The organism is Rugamonas fusca, from assembly GCF_014042365.1.
Lineage (GTDB): Bacteria > Pseudomonadota > Gammaproteobacteria > Burkholderiales > Burkholderiaceae_D > Rugamonas > Rugamonas fusca.
Genome location: NZ_JACEZS010000030.1, coordinates 36,547 through 55,860 on the forward strand (window position 1 = coordinate 36,547; position 19,314 = coordinate 55,860).

The 19,314-nt window shown below is 68.6% G+C and carries 13 protein-coding genes and 1 tRNA gene; 12 read left to right on the forward strand and 2 right to left on the reverse strand.

What is annotated here, in order from left to right:
- Window positions 1-54: 54 nt before the first annotated feature.
- On the reverse strand, window positions 55-1,044 hold the full coding sequence (locus tag H3H36_RS23795; RefSeq protein ID WP_182220545.1) for a DUF2804 domain-containing protein: 990 nt from the start codon (window positions 1,042-1,044) through the stop codon (window positions 55-57).
- Window positions 1,041-2,288, reverse strand: a complete 1,248-nt coding sequence (locus tag H3H36_RS23800; RefSeq protein WP_182220546.1) for a winged helix-turn-helix domain-containing protein — start codon at window positions 2,286-2,288, stop codon at window positions 1,041-1,043. The genes H3H36_RS23795 and H3H36_RS23800 overlap by 4 nt, the downstream gene beginning before the upstream one ends.
- Before the next feature lie 244 nt (window positions 2,289-2,532).
- Here H3H36_RS23800 and H3H36_RS23805 point away from each other — a divergent pair, with 244 nt between their 5' ends.
- The 12 genes from H3H36_RS23805 to dbpA all read left to right on the forward strand — a co-directional run bounded on the left by H3H36_RS23805 (window position 2,533) and on the right by dbpA (window position 19,240).
- Window positions 2,533-5,172 carry a sensor domain-containing diguanylate cyclase gene (locus H3H36_RS23805; protein ID WP_182220547.1) on the forward strand — a complete coding sequence of 880 codons (2,640 nt, stop codon included), beginning with the start codon at window positions 2,533-2,535 and terminating at the stop codon, window positions 5,170-5,172.
- A gap of 97 nt (window positions 5,173-5,269) precedes the next feature.
- On the forward strand, window positions 5,270-6,568 hold the full coding sequence (locus H3H36_RS23810; RefSeq protein ID WP_182220548.1) for an exonuclease SbcCD subunit D C-terminal domain-containing protein: 1,299 nt from the start codon (window positions 5,270-5,272) through the stop codon (window positions 6,566-6,568).
- 13 nt (window positions 6,569-6,581) lie between these two features.
- A complete protein-coding gene (locus H3H36_RS23815) occupies window positions 6,582-10,466 on the forward strand; it encodes an AAA family ATPase (protein ID WP_182220549.1) in 3,885 nt (1,294 codons plus the stop codon).
- 435 nt (window positions 10,467-10,901) lie between these two features.
- Window positions 10,902-11,717: a putative metalloprotease CJM1_0395 family protein gene (locus H3H36_RS23820; protein WP_182220550.1), complete on the forward strand. Its 816-nt coding sequence runs from the start codon at window positions 10,902-10,904 to the stop codon at window positions 11,715-11,717.
- Between the two features lie 38 nt (window positions 11,718-11,755).
- A complete protein-coding gene (locus tag H3H36_RS23825; protein WP_182220551.1) occupies window positions 11,756-11,968 on the forward strand; it encodes a hypothetical protein in 213 nt (70 codons plus the stop codon).
- 68 nt (window positions 11,969-12,036) lie between these two features.
- On the forward strand, window positions 12,037-13,074 hold the full coding sequence (locus H3H36_RS23830) for a hypothetical protein (RefSeq protein ID WP_182220552.1): 1,038 nt from the start codon (window positions 12,037-12,039) through the stop codon (window positions 13,072-13,074).
- Between the two features lie 269 nt (window positions 13,075-13,343).
- A complete protein-coding gene (locus tag H3H36_RS23835) occupies window positions 13,344-14,498 on the forward strand; it encodes a methyltransferase (protein ID WP_182220553.1) in 1,155 nt (384 codons plus the stop codon).
- Window positions 14,499-14,670: 172 nt separating this feature from the next.
- Window positions 14,671-14,747, forward strand: a tRNA-Met gene (locus H3H36_RS23840).
- A 70-nt stretch (window positions 14,748-14,817) separates the two neighbouring features.
- Window positions 14,818-15,513 carry a hypothetical protein gene (locus H3H36_RS23845; RefSeq protein WP_182220554.1) on the forward strand — a complete coding sequence of 232 codons (696 nt, stop codon included), beginning with the start codon at window positions 14,818-14,820 and terminating at the stop codon, window positions 15,511-15,513.
- A 97-nt stretch (window positions 15,514-15,610) separates the two neighbouring features.
- Window positions 15,611-17,269, forward strand: coding sequence for an acid phosphatase (locus H3H36_RS23850; RefSeq protein WP_311196685.1), 1,659 nt, complete (start codon window positions 15,611-15,613; stop codon window positions 17,267-17,269).
- 223 nt (window positions 17,270-17,492) lie between these two features.
- On the forward strand, window positions 17,493-17,717 hold the full coding sequence (locus H3H36_RS23855) for a hypothetical protein (RefSeq protein ID WP_182220555.1): 225 nt from the start codon (window positions 17,493-17,495) through the stop codon (window positions 17,715-17,717).
- Between the two features lie 110 nt (window positions 17,718-17,827).
- A complete protein-coding gene (gene dbpA / locus H3H36_RS23860; protein WP_182220556.1) occupies window positions 17,828-19,240 on the forward strand; it encodes an ATP-dependent RNA helicase DbpA in 1,413 nt (470 codons plus the stop codon).
- Window positions 19,241-19,314: the final 74 nt, after the last annotated feature.

Genomic DNA, 19,314 nt, shown 5'->3' on the forward strand with positions numbered 1-19,314 from the left:
GCTATGCTGTTACCGCCGCTGATGCTGATGCTGAAACAAATGCCGCGCGCCGGGCTACCAGCGCGAACTGTGGTCTTCCGTCACGCCGACCAGCTGGTTGACCATGCGCTTGGGGGCATCGGGCGCCGTGCGCACCCAGCCGCTGAAGGTGCCGATCGGCTGCAGGTAGCGGCTGGCCGCCACCACCAGGTTCTTGTTCTCGCGCCGCGCTCCTTCCGGCGTGAAGAACAGTTCCAGCTGGTCGTCCTCGGTGAAGATATGCCAGCGCGACAGCGGATCGCTGTTATCGTACAGGAAATGGGCCGGACCCAAGGCGTGCAGCTGGCCGTCCAGCCACAGCGCGTTCTCGTTGGCGCCGAAATAGCCGGCCTGCAGGTTGAAGCCCACTTCCAGGTCATGGCCCGAAGCCCAGCGCCAGGCCGTCTCGCGCGCCAGCAAGCCGTTGGAATAGTCGAAGCTGGCCACGCCGCCGGCCAGGTCGTACTCGTCGCGGAAGGTGCGCACCTGGCCCGTGACGGGCATGGCGGTCGATTTCTGGGTGGCGTGCACGGAACCCTTGTCCACGGCGCCGCAGGCCAGCAACAGCGGCGCCGTCCCAGGGCCGAATTCGGCGTCGATCTCCAGGTAGTCGCAGCGCAGCGCGAGGCGGTAGCGGCCCGGTTGCGGGCTGTCGATGGCGATGTCGCTGCGGCGTGTCCTGAAGCGGCTGGCGCCGGCCGCGTTGTTGGCCAGCGTGGCCGACAGGCCGGGCAAGCCGTCCTGCGAGAAATTGGCCAGCATGTCGCCGTCATCGCGGTCGAAGGCGTAGGCGAAGGCGGTGCTGGTCCAGCCCACGTCGACAATGGCGACGGCGCAGAAGATGTGCTCCGTCCCCAGCGCCACGTAGTGCCAGCGCTTGTGGTGGAAACGGCGCCACAGGGCGTTACGGGCATGGGGCGCCGCCAGCCGGGGCCAGTCGAACTGCTCGACCTGGCCCGCGTAGCGGCCAAACAGGGGCTGGCCGTCGGGGCCGATCAGGCTGGCGGGGGCGGCGGGCAATATCATGCGGATGCGTCTTTCTGTGCTTGGTTGGTGAGGTTCAGTTGGGCCCGTAACAATGGCGCGAAGTGTGCCGGTACAGTGGCGTTCACTTGCACGCACGGACAGCCGTGCCAGAGCCCACAGCGCTGCAGGGCGGCGGCCACGTCGCGCACGAAGCGCTCGCTCAGGCGCGCGTCCGGCTCCAGCGCCAGCGATTTGAGCTCGAAGATGCCGGCGCGGCGGTGCGCCTTGGCATCCACCCGCCCCACCAACGCGCCCCGGCGCAGGATGGGCAAGGTAAAGTAGCCATAGCGGCGCTGTTGGGCCGGCGTGTAGCATTCGAGCCGGTAGTCAAAGCCGAACAGTTCCTGGGCGCGGCGGCGGTCCCACACCACCGGGTCAAACGGTGACAGGATGGTGGTCAAGGTGGGCGCCAGCGCGCCGGCGGCGGCCGCCTCGAGCAGGCCGGCGTGGTCCGGGTGCACGTACACGGGGTCGTCCCAGCCGGCCACGCGCGCCTGCAACAACGCGCCGTCGGCCACCAGCGCTTGCGGGTCCAGCCGCGGCGGACGGGTGCGGAAGTAGTCGCTGATCCAGCCCGCGCGGGCCAGGCCCAGTGCCTTGACGGCCTTCAGCACCAGCGTGCGCCGGGTCTGGTCCATGGATGGCATGTGGCTGTCGTCCCAGCCCGGCAATACCCGTTCGGCCAGGTCATACACGCGCTGGAAGTTGTGGCGGCGCGCGATCATCAGCACCCCGGCCGTGAACAGCACTTCCAGCGAGCGCTTTTCCGGCTTCCAGCCCCACCAGCCGCCCGCCTGGCCATCCGTGCGCTCGAAATCGGCCGAGCGCACCGGCCCGTGGGCGCGGATGTGCTCCAGCACGGCGTCGACGTCGGCGCGCCGCTCGCGCATCCACGTCTCCGAATACTTCCAGCCCATGGAACCGGGATCGATCATCCTGTGCCGGTACAGTCCATAGTCCTCTACCGGTACAAAGCAGGCTTCGTGCGCCCAGTATTCAAACAGTTCGCCGCGCGCCAGCGCCTGTTCCAGCCATGCCTGGGGATAGTCGCCCAGCCGGCTCCACAGCACCAGGTAGGGACTGCGCGCGACCACGTGGATGGTGTCGATCTGCAGCACACCCATCTGGCGGATGGCGGCCAGCACGTCGGCCTGCACGGCCTTGCGGCGGCGTGGCTGCAACAAGCCCTGGGCGGCCAGGTGCAGCGCGCGGGCGCCGGCCAGTGTCAACGTCGGTACGGTCAAATCCTGCTTCCTCAGGTGTGGGCCGGCGGCCGCGCGGCCCCGGCGCGGTGCGCGGAACGCCTATTCTAATAAAGAAATCAACATTGCCTGTATTTTTTGTGCCACCAAAGTGATGCCTCACGTCACATTATTTTCCCGTGCGCGTCACCCAAGGGGGAAAAATCCGTGCAGAATAAGCGACATCGTCCTGAAGACCGCCTGCCTGCGGTATGCCGCCTCCGATGCGGGGAATGCAGAACACTCAATGACACGGATCGCCTTCAGCCCTGCCCTGCGCTTCCTGCGCCGCCTGTATCGCTGGATACTGCTACCGGTGTTTGCGCTGGCGCTGCTGGCCGCCATGTGGACGGCCGTGGTGTACCAGGTGGGCCAGGAACGCCGCAACGCGCATGGCGAGGCGGTGCTGCACAGCCAGTCGCTGGCGCGCACGCTGGCCGAACACGCCAACCACCTGCTGCGCCAGACCGACCACGCCACCCAGCTGTTCAAGCTCAAATACGAGGAAACGGGGGGCGCCCTGCGGCTGGCCGAATTCAGCCGCCCCAACGGCCTGCTCGATTCGCTGCTGCCAACCCGGCTGGAATTGCCCATGGCCCTGCTCGACGCGCGCGGCAACGTGATCGACAGCATGCATGGCTATTTCGCGCCAGACATCGGCCAGCAAGCGTCTTTCCGCACCCATGCGGCCACCCCCGCGGACACCACGCTGGTGACGACGCCGGTGGTGCAGCCGGCCACCAAGAAGTGGCAGATCCAGCTGTCACGGCGCCTGAACGCGCGCGACGGCAGCTTCGCCGGTGTGTTCCTGGTCATGATCGATCCGGCCATCTTCGTGGACGATTACGACCGCCTCAACGTGGAGGACCAGGGTGCCGTGCTGCTGGTGAGCCGCGACAACGGGCTGTCCACGGGCCGGGTGGAGGAACGCCTGATCATCAGCGACACGCTCGACTTCAGCCCGGCGTCCGACAACGCCGAGGAGCTGCTGCTCAGGCATCCGTTCGACGCCGTGGCGCGCATCTACAGCTATCGCGACCTGCCACGCTACGGCCTGACGGCCGTGGTGGGCATCACCGCGCGCGCGGCGCTGGCGCGCTTCACCCACCAGCGCAACGTCTATTACGGCGCCTGCACCGTGGCCTCGCTGCTGGTGCTGCTGTTCGTCGGCCTGCTGATGCAGCAGGCGCAACGCCTGCGCCGCAGTGCGCGCCAGGTGAGCGAGGCCCAGCTGATGCTGCGCGCGGCCGCCAACGCCAGCCTGGATGCGGTCTATCTGCTGCGCGCCTGCCGCGCCCACGCCAAGCCGCACCCCATCGTCAACTTCACCTTCGCCGACTTGAACGAGCGCGGCGCGCAGTTGCTGGGCCACAGCCGCGACGCGCTGCTGGGCCAGCGCGTGCTCGACATCGTGCCCGCCCTGCGCGAACGGGGCTTCCTGGAAAAATACCTGCGCGTGCTGCAAACGGGGCTGCCACTGGAGGAGGAATTCGAAGCGGACTTCCTGCCCGGCCCACCGCGCTGGCTGCGGCACCAGATCGTCGCCATCGATAACGGCGTGGCCGTGACCACGCGCGACATCACGGCCCGCAAGGAAAGCGAACTGGCGATGCGCAAGAACCAGGCCGAGCTGGCGGCCGTCAACGACGCCTCGCCGCTGGGGCTGATACGGGCCGACCGCACCGGCCACTGCACCTATGTCAACCGGACCTTCGAGGCCATCACCGGCCTGACCCGCGAACAGGCGCTGGGCGACGCCTGGCTCGACGCCGTCCACCCGAACGACCGCCAGGAACTGACCGCCTCGCTGCAACACATGGCCGAGACCCGCGAGCCGTTCCAGGACACGGTACGCTGCCTGCGTCCGGATGGCGAGATCATCTGGATCTCGTTCAAGGTGGCGGCCATGACGGTGGACGGCAGGCTGTATGGCTACGTCGGCACGCTGGACGACATCACGCTGATGCGCAAGTCGGTGATGGCGCTGCGCGAAAGCGAGGCGCGGCTGCGCACCATCGCCGACACGCTGCCGGCCATGATCGCCTACCTTGATTTCGAGGAGGTCTACCGCTTCCACAACATCGCCTACGAGCGCGAATTCAACCACGCCGGCCTGCACGTGCAGGGCAAGACCGTGCGCGAGACGGTAGGCGAGGAACGCTATGCCTTCCTGGCACCCTACATCCGCCGCGTGCTGTGCGGCGAGACGCTGTCGTTCGAGGAGGAAGACAACAGCCACGGCTACGAGCGCACCTTCGAGGTGGTGTATATCCCGCAGCACGACGTGGACGGCATCACCGTGATCGGCTTTCACGTCATGCGCCAGGACATCACGGCGCAAAAGCGCGAGAAGCAGCGCCTGCTCAAGCTGTCGCAGATCGACGCCCTGACGGGCCTGACCAACCGCGCCGGCTTCCTGCAAAAGCTGCACGACGCGATGGCCGCCTGCCGCGAGAACGCCAGCATGATGGCCGTGATGTACATGGACATCGACCGTTTCAAGCCCGTCAACGACACCTACGGCCACAGCGTGGGCGACGCCCTGCTCAAGTCGTTCTCGGCGCGCCTGACCCACACCATGCGCGCCAGCGACACCATCGCCCGCCTGGGCGGCGACGAATTCACCATCATCATGGAGCGCGTCAGCCGCACCGAGGACGCGGCCATGCTGGCCGGGAAGATCGTCAGCGCCATGCAGGCCCCGTTCAACCTCGATGGCACGGTGGTCAGCGTCTCGGCCAGCATCGGCCTGACCTTCTACAGCGACGAGGACATGACCCCGGCCGAGCTGCTCAACCGGGCCGACGTGCTGCTGTACGAGGCCAAGCAGGCCGGCCGCAACACCTTCCGCGCCGGGCCGCCGCAGCCCGTGGTGCACGCGGCCTGAATGCGCTGCCGCGCGGCAGCGATGACGACTGCATCAAACCGCGGCGGCCCGTCTTGCGCTATATTGTGCGCTTTACCGCCCGCGCCAAGCTATCTTCATGCGTCTGCTGCACACTTCCGACTGGCATCTGGGCCAGTCACTCCATAACTTCGACCGCGCCTACGAACACCAGTGCTTCCTGGACTGGCTGCTCGACACCATCGTCGCCCGGCAGGTCGACGCGCTGCTGATCGCCGGCGACGTGTTCGACAACGCCAACCCATCGGCCGCCTCGCAGCACCAGTTGTACCGCTTCCTGCGCCAGGCCAGCGAACGGGTGCCGCACCTGAACCTGATCGTCATCGCCGGCAACCACGATTCGCCGGGGCGGCTGGAGGCGCCCGGTCCGCTGCTCGAGACGCATGGCACGCGCGTGGTGGGCCAGGTGCGGCGCGGCGCGGACGGGGAGATCGACCTGGAACAGCTGGTGCTGCCGCTGACGGACCGCGACGGCGCCGTGCGGGCGTGGTGCCTGGCCGTGCCCTTCCTGCGTCCGGGCGACGTGCCGCGCGCGGCGCCCGCTTCCGGGACGACGGCCAGCGGCGCCGACGCGCCATCGGAACAGGAACCGGAACAGGAACCGCAAGCACCGGCGGGCGATCCCTACCTGGCCGGCATCGCCCTGCTCTACCAGCAGGCGCTGGCGCTGGCCGAGGCACGCCGCCAGCCGGGACAAGCCATCGTGGCCATGGGCCACTGCCACATGGTCGATGGCCAGATGTCGGACCAGTCGGAGCGCCGCATCGTCATCGGCGGCACGGAGATGCTGCCGGCCGGGATCTTCGGCCCCACCATCGCCTACGCCGCGCTCGGGCACTTGCACCTGGCGCAGGCGGTCGGCAAGCAGCGCCACATCCGCTACTGCGGCAGCCCGATTCCGCTGTCGTTCGCGGAGACGGGCTACCAACACCAGGTCCTGCTGATCGAGATGGAGGGTGAACAGGCCGGCGCGATCACGCCGCTGCCCGCGCCACGCGCCGTGCCGCTGCTGCGCGTGCCCGCCAGGCCGGCGCCGCTGGCGCATGTGCTGGAAGAACTGGCCGCGCTGGCGCCCGCGCCCGCCGAACCGCACGCACAGCCCTTGCTGGAAGTGCGGGTGTTGCTGGAGGCGCCCGAACCGGGCCTGCGCGCGCGCATCGAAGCCGCCCTCGAAGGCAAGGCCGTACGGCTGGCGAAGATCGAAACCTCCAGCCCGGTACGCCAACCAGGCCAACCCGATAACGCGATGACGCTGGAGCAGTTGGCCCAGCTCAAGCCGGACGATATTTTCAAGCGCCTGTATGCGCAAAAATTCGGCAACGACGCCCCCGCCGACCAACTGAGCGCGTTCGCCGAACTGATGCTGCCCGGCGCCTGACGCCACACACACCATGAAGATACTGAAAATCCGAGGCAAGAACCTGGCCTCGCTGGCCGGCGAATTCCAGGTCGACTTCGAGGCCGAACCACTGGCTTCCTCAGGCCTGTTCGCCATCAGCGGCCCCACCGGCGCCGGCAAGAGCACCCTGCTCGACGCCCTGTGCCTGGCCCTGTACGACGCCACCCCGCGCCTGCTCAAGGTGCAGGGCCGCAGCGTGCTGCCGGACGTAGGCGCCGAGACCATCTCCACCCAGGACCCGCGCAACCTGCTGCGGCGCGGCACCGCCGAAGGCTATGCGGAAGTCGATTTCGTCGGCAACGACGGCGCCAGCTACCGCGCCAGGTGGAGCGTGCGGCGCTCGCGCACCCGGGCCGAAGGCGCGCTGCAACCGACGGCCATGAGCTTGCATCTGCTGCCGGCCCTGCAGCCGGTGGGCGGCACCAAGACCGAAGTCAAGGCCGCCATCGAGGCGCGCATCGGCCTGTCGTTCGACCAGTTCACGCGCGCCGTGCTGCTGGCCCAGAACGAGTTCTCCACGTTCCTGAAGGCGGAAGACAACGAACGGGGCGAACTGCTGGAAACCCTCACCGGCAGCACCATCTACAGCGACATCTCGATCCGCGCCTTCGAACGGGCCAAACTGGAACAAGCGAGGCTGCAGCAGCTGAACCTGCGCCTGGCGGACCAGAAGCCGCTCAGCGCCGACGAACGGGCCGCCCACGAACAGCGCTACGCCAGCGCCCAGTCCACGCTGGCGCAACTGGGCCAGCACAAGGCCGCGCTGGAACAGCAACTGCGCTGGCACCAGCAGGCCGACCAGTTGCGCGCGGCCGAACACCAGGCGCAGCAAGCCTGGCAAGCCAGCGCGGCCGAAGTGGAGGCGGCGGGGCCACGCCGCGCCGCACTGGCCCGGATCGAAGCGGTGCAGGCCGCGCGTCCACTGGCCGACGAGATGACGCGCATCGCCGGCGAGATCGCCCGCACCGAAGCGGCGATCGCGGCCCGCACGGAGCAGGCGGCCCAGGCGCGGCTGGCGCAGCAGCATGCCGCGGACGCGCTGGCGCGGGCCGCGGCGCAGCTTTTGGAAGCGGAACAAGCCCGCCGCGCCGCCACGCCGCAACTGGACCAGGCCAAGGCGCTCGATGCGCGCATCGAAGCCATGATGCCGGCCTATCGCCAGGCCGCCAGCCAGCGCGACAAGGCCGACGCGGCCGACGCGCAGGCCAGTGCCGCGCTGCGCGACAGGCTGGAACAGCGCCGCAAGCTGCAAGCGGCGCAGGAGAGCGCCGCCGCATGGCTGCAACAGCACCAGCAATGGCAAACGCTGGCCACCTCGTGGGAGCGCTGGGACGTGCTGTTCGTGCAGGCCGGCCAGGCGGCATCGCAAGCGGAAAAGCTGGCGCGCGAACTGGCGCGGGCGCAGCGGGCAGCCCAGGCCCAGCGCGAGCAGCAGGAGCAGGCCGGCGCGCGGCTGGCCGCGGCAACGGCCGCCATGCAGGCGCTGGAAGTGCGCCGCCAGGAAGCCATCCGCGCGCTGGCCGCCTGCTCGGACGCGCACCTGCCGCAACGCCGCAGCCAGCTGGAACAACGGCGCGACCTGCTGGCGGGCGCGGAGAAGCTGTGGCTGGAGCTCGACACGCGCCGGCGCCGCAGCGACCAGCTGGACGCGCAGGCGGCCCAGCTGCACCAGGCCAAGACTACGGCGGAAGCCCAACTGGCGCAAGCGCGCCAGGAACACGTGGGTATCATGGCCGCCTTCGCCCAGGCCGAACGGTCGTTGAAACTGGCCGAAGCGGCTTGCGCTGAAAGCGTGGAAAAGCTGCGCGCCACGCTGGAGGACGACACCCCTTGCCCCGTCTGCGGCGCCAATGAGCATCCCTACCGCCATGACGACGGCGCCCTGCAAGCCATGCTGGCGGGGCTGCGGCTGGAGGTGGTGCACTGCCGCGAGCAGATGATGGCCAACGCCAACGAGCAGACCAGCCAGCGCGCCGGCGTCCAGTCCTGCATCGAACAACTGGGCGCCATCGCGGCCGAGACCCGCGGCGTCCACGACGCGCTGCAACTGGCCGAAGCGGCCTGGCGCGACCACGCCCTGGTCCGCGACGCCACGCCGGACCACCGGCTGCCCGACGACGCGCAGCGCGGTGCATGGTTCGAGGCGCAACTGGCCGCCGCGCGCGGCGAACTGCAGCAGATCGAACGCCAGGAGGCCGCCATGCGCGCCGCCGCCGCCGCACGCGACCAGGCGCAACTGGCGTGTGACCAGGCCGGCGCGGAATGCACGCGGCTGCAGGAGCAGGCTGGCGCCGCCCAGGCGGCGCTGGCCGCCATATCGGCCGAACTCAAGGCGCTGGACGAGCAGCGCATCGAGGTGGCGCTGCAACTGGCCGCGCTGCTCGACGACCTGAACCCTGCCTTCAGCGGTGGCGACATCCCGGCCGAGGACTGGCGCGACGACTGGCGCAGCGGGCCGGCCCGCTTTTACGAGGCACGCAAGGCCGAGAGCCGCAACTGGCTGGCGCAACACGAGGCGAGCGAGCAGCGCGCCGCCGCGCTGGCCACCACCGGCGTCGAACTGCAAGCACTGATGACCGCGCAGGACAAGACGGCCCCGGATGCGGCGGCGGCCCGCCAGTCCTTCAGTGATGCGGACGCCGCGCTGCGTGCGGCGCAGGAGGCGCGCATGGCGCTGTGGGACGGCAAGCAAGTGCGCGAGATCGAAGCCACGCTGCAGGCAGCCATCGACGCCGCCCGCGACCACGTCGCGGCCCAGCAAGAACATGGTCAACAGGCGGCGCACCACGCGGCGCGCCTGGACGAGGCGTTGGTGCAAGCCCAGGCGAGCCTGGCCGGGCTGCGCCAAGCCGCGCAGGCGGCCGCCGACAGCTTCGAGCAGTGGCGGCACGCCTATAACCAGCGCCAGCCCGACACGCCGCTCACCGACGCGGCGCAATTGCACGCCCTGCTGCAGCACACGGCGCCATACATCCACGCCGAACGGGCCGCCTTGCAAGCGCTCGACAGCGCGGCCGGCGACGCCGCCGCCGTCCTGCGTGAACGCCAGCAGCAGCGCGCCCAACACCTGCGCGCCGCGCCGCCGGCACCGGACGAGCTGGCGGCGCTGCCGGAAGACGAGGCCGCGGCCCCCGCGCCAGGAGCCGACCCGCGGCATGCAGCGCTGCACACTGGTGAAACCGGAGACGCGGCGCCGGTGGACGACCCGGCCGCGGGCATCGCGCTTCGGCTGCAGGCGCTGGCCGCCCGCCACGCCGAGGCCGACGAGGTGGCCATCGCGCTGCGCCTCGCGCTGGAGCAGGACAATGCGAAACGCCGCCAGGCCCAGGCCATGCTGGCGGAAATCGCGGCGCAGGAAGCGACCGAACAGCGCTGGGCACGCATGAACGAGTTGATAGGCTCGGCCGATGGCAAGAAGTTCCGCAACTACGCGCAGCAATTCACGCTGAAGGTGTTGCTCGGCTACGCCAACGCCCATCTCAGGCAGCTGGCACGCCGCTACCAGCTCGGACGGGTCGTCAATCCGGCCACCCCGTCGCTCGGCCTGCTCGTGCGCGACCAGGACATGGGGGGCGAAATGCGCTCCGTGCATTCGCTGTCGGGCGGCGAATCGTTCCTCGTGTCGCTGGCGCTGGCGCTGGGGCTGGCGTCATTGTCGTCCAACCGGGTGCGGGTGGAATCGCTGTTCATCGACGAGGGCTTCGGCAGCCTGGACGCGGAAACGCTGCGAGTGGCGATGGATGCGCTGGACGGCCTGCAATCGATGGGACGCAAGGTCGGCGTCATCTCGCACGTGCAGGAAATGACGGACCGTATCGCCACCAAGATCCTGGTCCAGCCATCGGCCGGGGGCAAGAGTGCCGTCACCGTGCAATAGGAGACCGTTTCAAAAAGCCCGTGGCTTCGTTGCAGCGCCTCGCCACGATCATGTTGAACCAGCCTCTAAGGGATTCAGCGTTCGCGTGCGTTGGCGGGGCGCGCCATCCTGATCAGGTCCCACCCCAGTTCGCGCCGGATCTGCTGGGGGTCGGGCGGCGGACGGCGCTCCACGATCTGGTTTTGCAACCACTGTCGGACAGATTCCTTGCTCGGCTGCTTGCACTGCTCCATGGCGTGACCTCTTGGCGGTGAGTCTGGGGCGGCGACGCGTCGCGCATCGCCGGACACACCTTCAACGCGACGGCTTCCGTTCAGTTGACGCGCGCCGCGCCGCCGGCGCCCTTCAATTGCAACCAATTGCTACAGCGGGGCGATGCCGGATTTGCTATTATTCAGACAAATTCGCCGTCCAGCGCAAATCCGCCCCACCGCCATGAGCACCGCCGCCATCCCCGCCAGTGCAAGCGCCACACCGCCGGTGGCACTGCCGGGCGCGCCCAACGCCGCCGGCCCCCAAGCCCACGGCGACGCGCGCGCCGGCGCCCCAGGCGACCGTGCGGCGGACGGCCGCACATCTTCCACCTCCGCCTCCACCACCACCTCCAGCAGCACCACCCTGACGCCGCAGGCGCTGGCCCTGATCGACCGGCTCAAGACGCGCGACACGGAAGTGCGCCAGCACGAACAGGCCCATTTGGCCGCCGCCGGCGGGCTGGCCGTCTCGGGCGCGGCCTACACCTACCAGCGCGGCCCCAACGGCGTCGATTACGCCATCGGCGGCGAAGTCCACATCGACACCTCGCCCGGACGCACGCCCGGGGAAACCATCACCCGCGCCCGCACCATCGAGGCCGCCGCGCTGGCGCCGGCCGACCCGTCCGGCCCCGACCGCGCCGTGGCCGCGCAGGCGCAGCAAATGGAACAGCAGGCCAGGGCCGAACTGGCCGTCGAGGCGGCGCAACAGGCGCGGGCCGCCCGTGAACCGGAGGCCAGCCCGCGCCTGACCAGAGGTGCAGGCCAGGACAACGGGGCCACTCCGGCGCCGGCACCGACCGCCCAGGCGCCGGCGGCACAGGTGCAGGGTGCGGCGCCGGCGGTATCGGCGCCCGCGACCGGGCGGCCGCTGGTGCCTGGGATCGCCGACGGCGCGCAAGTGGCGCCGCTGCAACAGCCGCCATCGGCTGCATCGCTGCGGCGTGCCTATGATATTGCCCCCCAGGCCCTGCCCCGGCTCGATATCGTGGCCTGATGGTAGAATCGCCCCTTTGTCCGCGATTCATCCAGATCATGCTCAAAGCTCCCCGCACCCTCACGTTCAAATGCGCCAAATGCGGCAAATCGGTCCAGGTCTTCCTGCAAAAAGTGTCGGCCTGCTCGCACATCCAGCCCTACCAGGGCATCTGCCAGTGCGGCGAGGTCAAACGCCACGCCACGGGCCAGAAGGAAGCGGTGCAATCGTACCTGGCCTCGCCCGATGGCAGCTGGTCGCATCACCACTGATTGCAAAAATGACCTCAAGTTTTTGATTCCGGGGTCGTTATCTTAAGTACCATCCTCAGGAAACTGCCATGTCTACCATTTCCGCACTCGGCGCCCGCACGTTGCCGGCGCAAGCATATCCTGCCGCACTCGCGCAGGCCGATGCGCGGCCGGCCAATGCCCCGGCGTCCAAGGCTGCGGGCGGCGACAACGCCATCTCCCTGTCCAACAGTGGCGTGGACCTGGAAAAGCGCCTGTCCTCACTCGGCAATTCCACGGTGGACCTGGCGCAAAGCCTGCTGGGCAGCTTCGCCCAGAACCTGTTTGGCGATGCCGGCAAGGGCGCGGCCATCTCGTTCGACTCCGTCAGCCTGGATGCCCAATCGACTGTGAGCGCGGCAGTGCAGCACAGCACCGGCCCCAATGGCAGCACCGATGCGGCGGGCGTGCAACTGACGGACAGCACCCACTTCCTGGGCAAAGGCACGATCACGACGGCCGATGGCCGCAAGTTCGACTTCGAGATCGAAGTCCAGTACAGCGACCAGTACACGGCGCTGGCGGGGCAGCACAGTTCAAGTACAGCTGCCGCACAGGACGCCGGCGGCGCCCAGGGCAGCACCGGCACAACCAGCGGCAAGGGACAAACCAGTCACGGCGACACCAGCGGCTTGCCGACGGTGCAGTTCCCCAACGTGGACTTCCCCGGCACGCTGGCCGACCTGTTCCAGCTGATCGGACGCAACCTGCAATCGAGCCTGTCCGTCAATCCTGGCGCCGGCGACAAGGGCGATGGCAACAATATCGACCGCACCACCTTGCGCAGCCTGTCGTTGCGTCTGCTGAGCCTGGTCGACAGCAAGCACAAGGATACCTACGCACCGCCCAACGGCGCGGAGGCGCGCGCCAAGTCCGTGGCGGACGCTTACGGCACGGCGCCCGCCGCCGGCGAACCGGCTCAGCCGGGTGTGGCCACATCGCCAGCGGTGGCCGCACCGGCCGACACGGCCACGCCGGCCAGCACCACGGCCGGCGCACCCGCCGCCAGTGCCGACACCGGAGCCGCCGCGCGCGCCACCGATGCGGCCAGCGCCGACTCCCCTGCCAGCGCCGCGCTGGCCGCCTGATCCCCCTGCCCACCGCCGGCGCACGCTGGCGCGCGAAGCCGCGCCAGTGCGGCATCGGTTGTGGGCGCGCCCGCCGGGCAAGCCACGCCGCCACGTATAATAGCGGCCACATTCGCGCCACCGCCGCTGCCCAGCGGACTGGCCGGCCCGTCGCGGCAGCGCCAGCCCCTTCCATGAGGCGGCGCAGTCCATATCCACCATACCGATTGCCCCAAGATGCTTTTCCATTGCTCCGCTCCACGCTCCCCGCAACGCCAGCAGGTGGCGCCATGACCGCCACTATCCAGCACATCCACTGGCAGGAGAACGGCGCCGAACAAACGGCCCGTTGGCGTTCGGAGGCCGGCATGCCCCCGCCCAAGCGCGTCGTCATCGCCGACGACCGCACCAATGCCGACGTGGCTTACCGCCTGGCGTGCGAGGGCACGGCCCTGCTGTGGCGCGGCGACTTCCAGAACGCGCGTCAGCTGCTGCAAGCGCTGGCGCGGCGCGCCGACCACAAGCACGGCAAGGGCGGCAAGAAGGCCAAAGCGCCGAAAGTGCCCGCCACGCCCACCGAGGCATTCCACCTGCACCGCCAGGCGCAGTCGCAGCGGGCCCGCACCCTGGCCATGCTGCTGATCCCGTTCGACGCCGACTACAGCATCCCGCTGCGCCGCGCGCCGGACGTCAAGCTGGCCTGCAATGAAGCCTATGGCCGTGGCGAGGAACCGTTCATTGCCTCGCTGCGCGAGCTGCTAGGCCTGATCGGCGCGCACGAATGGCGCCGCACCGGCGTCGAGATCCCGGCATTGGGCGCGCGCATCCACCCGCACTACGGCGTGTTCTCGCCGGTGCGCGGCGAATACGTGCAGCTGGTGGCCGACACGCCGCTGCCGGCCGGCGCCAGCCTGGCGTTCGACATCGGCGTGGGCACGGGCGTGCTGTCGGCCGTACTGGCCAGGCGGGGCGTGGCCCGCGTGGTCGCCACCGACCAGGACCGCCGTGCCCTGAGCTGCGCGCGCGAGAACCTGGCGCGGCTGGACCTGGACCAGCAGGTGGAACTGGTCGAGGCCGACCTGTTCCCCGAAGGCCGCGCGCCGCTCGTGGTGTGTAATCCACCGTGGGTACCGGCCCGTCCCAGTTCATCGATCGAATACGCCGTCTACGATCCGGACAGCCGCATGCTGCGCGGTTTCCTGGACGGGCTGGCGGCCCATCTGGCGCCCGGCGGCGAAGGTTGGCTGATCCTGTCGGACCTGGCCGAGCACCTGGGCCTGCGGCCACGCCAGCAATTACTGGACTGGATCGCCGCCGCCGGCCTCAAAGTGCTGGGCCGCCACGACGTCAAGCCCGTGCATCCGCGCGCGTCCGACGCCAGCGACCCGCTGCACGCGGCCCGCGCGGCCGAGGTGACGTCGCTCTGGCGCCTGGGCGCCGCCTGACGCCTGGCCGGGGAGCCGCCTTGCCTCGCGCCGTGCTTCGCGCCTTGCCTCGCGCCTTGCCTCGCGCCTTGCTTCCTATAAGCGCCACTTAAGGATAGCGTATAAGCATAAGCCCATCTTATTCGAGCACTTGCGCAATGCAGCAAGCCTCTATATAATGCTGGCACACAGACGCGGGGTGGAGCAGTCTGGCAGCTCGTCGGGCTCATAACCCGAAGGTCACAGGTTCAAATCCTGTCCCCGCAACCACATTCGAAGCCGTTGATTCTTGCAAAAGAATCAGCGGCTTTTACGTTTCTGGCCGTCGATGGAGCATCCCATGCGCTTGACCGCAAAACACCCCCTCCCCTCGTTCACGGCCTGGATCGCTGCGCTGGCCGCATCTAGCTCGCTACATGCCGCCGATGCCATCGCCTGGCCGGACAACTATCAGTCCCGCCTGCAGGTCCAGGCCCTGGTCCAGACCATCAACGCCAACATCCTGGCCAGCACCAGCGCCACCCTGACGCTGGAAAAATGGTGCGCCGACCATGCCATGAGCGCCACGCCCAAGGTGACGGCCCACCTGCTGCGCGGCGTCACCAAAACCGCCAGCGCCGAACAGCGCGCGCGCCTGCAGGTGGCCGCCGACACGCCCATCAGGTATCGCCGGGTCCAACTGTACTGTGGCGGGCATCTGCTGTCCGAAGCGGACAACTGGTACGTGCCCGAACGCTTGACGCCGGCCATGAATCGCCTGCTCGACGAGACGGATACCCCGTTCGGCAAGGCCGTGCTGCCGCTGGCGCCCTACCGCCGCACCCTCGCCGCCAGCACATTGTGGTCGCCGCTGCCGGACAAATGGGAAACCGGCCAGGTCCCCCTGCCCGCCGCGCAGGCGACGGCACTGGACTTGCCATCGGCCCTGTTCGAACACACGGCCGTGCTCTACACCAGCGCCCACCTGCCGTTTTCGGAAGTGCGCGAGACTTACCAGCGCGGCCTGCTCGACTTCCCGCCGCCACCAGCCAGGTAGCGGCGATCCCAAGCCGGCCCGCATTGCACTTTCTGGGCAAACTGTCACAATTGCGCCTACTGTAATTTTCCATCCGGACCTCACCAAGGAGCAGCGCGTGAACGACAAACCAGAAGACCAGCACCAACCAGCCGACGACCTTCCGGCCAATCCTTCGCGCCGGCGCATGTTCCAGGCCGCGACAGCCGTGGGCCTGGCCAGCGCCCTGCCCGAACTGTCGGAGGCGGCGCCCGCCCACAAGACCGTGAAAGGCTCGCTGGACGCCAAACTGAAGGCCCACGTCAAGAACGTGGTGGTGATCTATCTGGAAAACCGCAGCTTCAACAACCTGTTCGCGAACTTCCCCGGCACGCAGGCGCCGCTGTCGGCCGTGGCGCCGGAAGCGTGCCTGCAAAAAGACCGCAACGGCGCCGTGCTGCCCGTGCTGCCCAAGGTCTGGGGCGGCATGGTGCCCAACAGCCAGGACATCGGCGGCAAGCACTATGCGATCAAGGAAGACCAGATCAAGGACCTGCCCAATGGCCCGTTCAAGCTGGTGGACGCGGAAGGCCAGCCGCTGCCAGAAGCGGTCATCACGCGCGACCTGTGGCACCTGTTCTACCACAACCAGATGCAGATCAACGGCGGCAAGAACGACGGCTTCGCGGCCTGGGGCAACGCCGGCGGCCTGGTGATGGGCTACTACGGCGAGACGAACAAGAACCTGGGCCTGTGGAAGATCGCGGAACAATACACCCTGTGCGACAACTTCTTCATGGCCGCATTCGGCGGCTCCTACCTGAACCACCAGTTCCTGATCAGCGGCCGCACGCCCGAGTATTTCAACGCGGCCGATACAGCGGCGAAGAAGAAAATCGCTGTACTGGCGGACGGACCCCAAGGCGTGCGCCTGGCGGTGGCGCCCGACTGCCCCGGCGCGCTGGATGGCCCGCCCAAGTTCGTCAACGATGGCGCCATCACGCCCGACGGCTACGCCGTCAACACCATGGCCCCGCCCTATCAGCCCAGCTACATCCGCCCCGCGCCCGGCGGCGATCCGCTGCTGGCCGATCCGGCCGACGCCAACACGCTGCCGCCGCAAACCTACCAGACCATCGGCGACCTGCTGTCGGCCAAGTCGGTGAGCTGGGCCTGGTACGGCGGCGCGTTCCAGGCCGCGCTGGATGCGCGCGGCGGCGGCGCCAAGCCGAACTTCCAGTATCACCACCAGCCGTTCAACTACTTCAAGCAGTTCGCGCCCGGCACCACCGCGCGCGCCGAACACCTGCGCGACGGCGGCATGGGCGACAGCCCCATCTCGAACAAATTCCTGGCCGACGTGGTGGCCGGCAAGCTGCCGGCCGTGGCCTTCTACAAGCCGCAAGGTAACCTGAACCTGCACGCCGGGTATTCGGACGTGGAATCGGGCGACCAGCACGTCGCCAACGTGATCGAGCACCTGAAGAAGTCCCCGCAATGGAAGGACATGGTGGTGGTGATCACCTTCGACGAGAACGGCGGCTGGTGGGATAACGTGGCTCCACCCAAGGGCGACCGCTGGGGCCCCGGTTCGCGCGTGCCGGCCATCGTCGTCTCGCCATATGCGAAGAAGGGCCAGGTCGACCACAACTTCTACGACACCACCTCCATCCTGCGCCTGATCACGCGCCTGCACGACCTGCCGCTGCTGGAAGGCCTGGCTGCCCGCAACGCCGCCTTCCGGGCGCGCGGCGCGCTGCCACCGGGCGACCTGACGGCGGCGCTCAGCTTCCGCTGATTCCCGGCCCGCGCGCCGCCACGGCCGCCCGCCCAGGCGGGCCGGCCCGCCCCAGGGTTGACGGTTTGTGATACACTGCACGCGCTATTTACTGAGCCCGACTGCCGCAGCCGGGCTTTTATTTTTGGCGGCGCACGTTCAGGCGCCGCACCGTTCAAGCGGTTCGCAACCAGGGCCGCTCCATCGCCCGCGCAGGCGCGCGCGGTGGGCATGAGGTTTTGACATGAGAGATAAAAAAGATAACGCGACGCTCGACCTGCCCGGCTTCAGCCCCGCCGCGCCGCTCGAACCGGAGCCCAAGCGCCCGCTCGGTCCGCGCCCCAGGCGCGCCACGCTCCAGCAAGTGCAGCTTGAACTGCTGGAACCGACCGACACCACCGGCCTGCCCCTGTGGACCCGCGACGACAAACTGGACCTGACCGGCCTGCCCATCTGGGCACCCGATTAGCCACCCTTGCGCATCCGCCCGCACGCGGATGCATCCATCGCACAGTGGCTCAACGCCGCGTTAGCCTGTTAGACTGTGCCCACCCCGCCATCCTGATCCGTTCCGCCACCATGACTTCGACTTCCTTTTCCAGCCTGCCGCTGACGCCCGCCCTGCTATCCAACCTCGACACCCTGGGCTACCACCAGATGACGGCGATCCAGGCCCAGAGCCTGCCGGCCGTGCTGGAGGGGCGCGACTTGATCGCCCAGGCCAAGACCGGCAGCGGCAAGACGGCGGCCTTCGGCCTCGGCATCCTGCAAAAGCTCAACCCCGCCTGGTTCGCCACCCAGGCGCTGGTGCTGTGCCCCACGCGCGAACTGGCCGACCAGGTGGCCAATGAGCTGCGCCGGCTGGCGCGCGCCATGGGCAACGTGAAGGTGCTGGTGCTGACGGGCGGTGCGCCCATGCGCCCGCAGATCGCCTCGCTCGAACATGGCGCCCACATCGTGGTGGGCACGCCGGGACGTATCCGCGACCACCTGGGCCGCGCCACGCTGGACCTGTCCAAGGTGCAGACGCTGGTGCTGGACGAGGCCGACCGCATGACGGACATGGGCTTCTACGACGAAATCGCCAACATCGTCAGCGCCTGCCCCACCCGGCGCCAGACCTTGCTGTTCTCGGCCACCTACCCGGACGACATCCGCCACGCCACAGCCTCGTTCCTGATCGATCCGCTGGAAGTGACGGTCGAGGCCCAGCACGACAACAGCCAGATCGAGCAGCGCTTCTACGAAATCGGCTTCGATGAGCGCAACCAGGCCGTGGCGCGGCTGCTCAACCATTTCCAGCCCGTCTCCACGATCGCCTTCTGCAACACCAAGGTCCAGTGCCGCGAACTGGCCGACGCGCTGCGAGCCCAGGGCTTCACCGCCCTCGCACTGTACGGCGAACTGGAACAGCGCGAGCGCGACGAGATACTGGTACTGTTCGCCAACCGTAGCTGTTCTGTACTGGTGGCCACCGACGTGGCGGCGCGCGGCCTGGACATCCCCAACCTGGAAGCGGTCATCAACGTGGACGTGTCCAAGGACACGGAAGTGCACATCCACCGCGTTGGCCGCACGGGTCGTGGCGGCGAGCAAGGCCTGGCCCTGACGCTGTGCGCGCCCAATGAAAAGAAATGGGTCAAGCTGATCGAGGAGTACCAGAACGCGCCCGTCGAATGGCACAAGCTGGACGAACTGAAGGAAGACGAATACGCGGTGGCCGAGCCGGCGCCCATGATGACGCTGGTGATCCAGGGCGGCAAGAAGGACAAGCTGCGCCCCGGCGACTTGCTGGGCGCGCTGACGGGCGACGCCGGCCTGCTCAAGGAACAGGTGGGCAAGATCAACGTGTTCGAGTTCCAGACCTACGTGGCGCTGGATCGCCGCATCGCCTACCAGGCGTTCGAGCGGCTCAGCAAGGGCAGCCCGCTGGGCGGCGACTTCGGCGCCATCAAGGGCCGCTATTTCAAGATGCGCTTTATTGAGGTGTAACTGAAGTGTCATGGCGCCCGCGCCGCCCACGCACCAGGACCGGCGCATCGCGCGCCGGCGAACACCCCGCCACC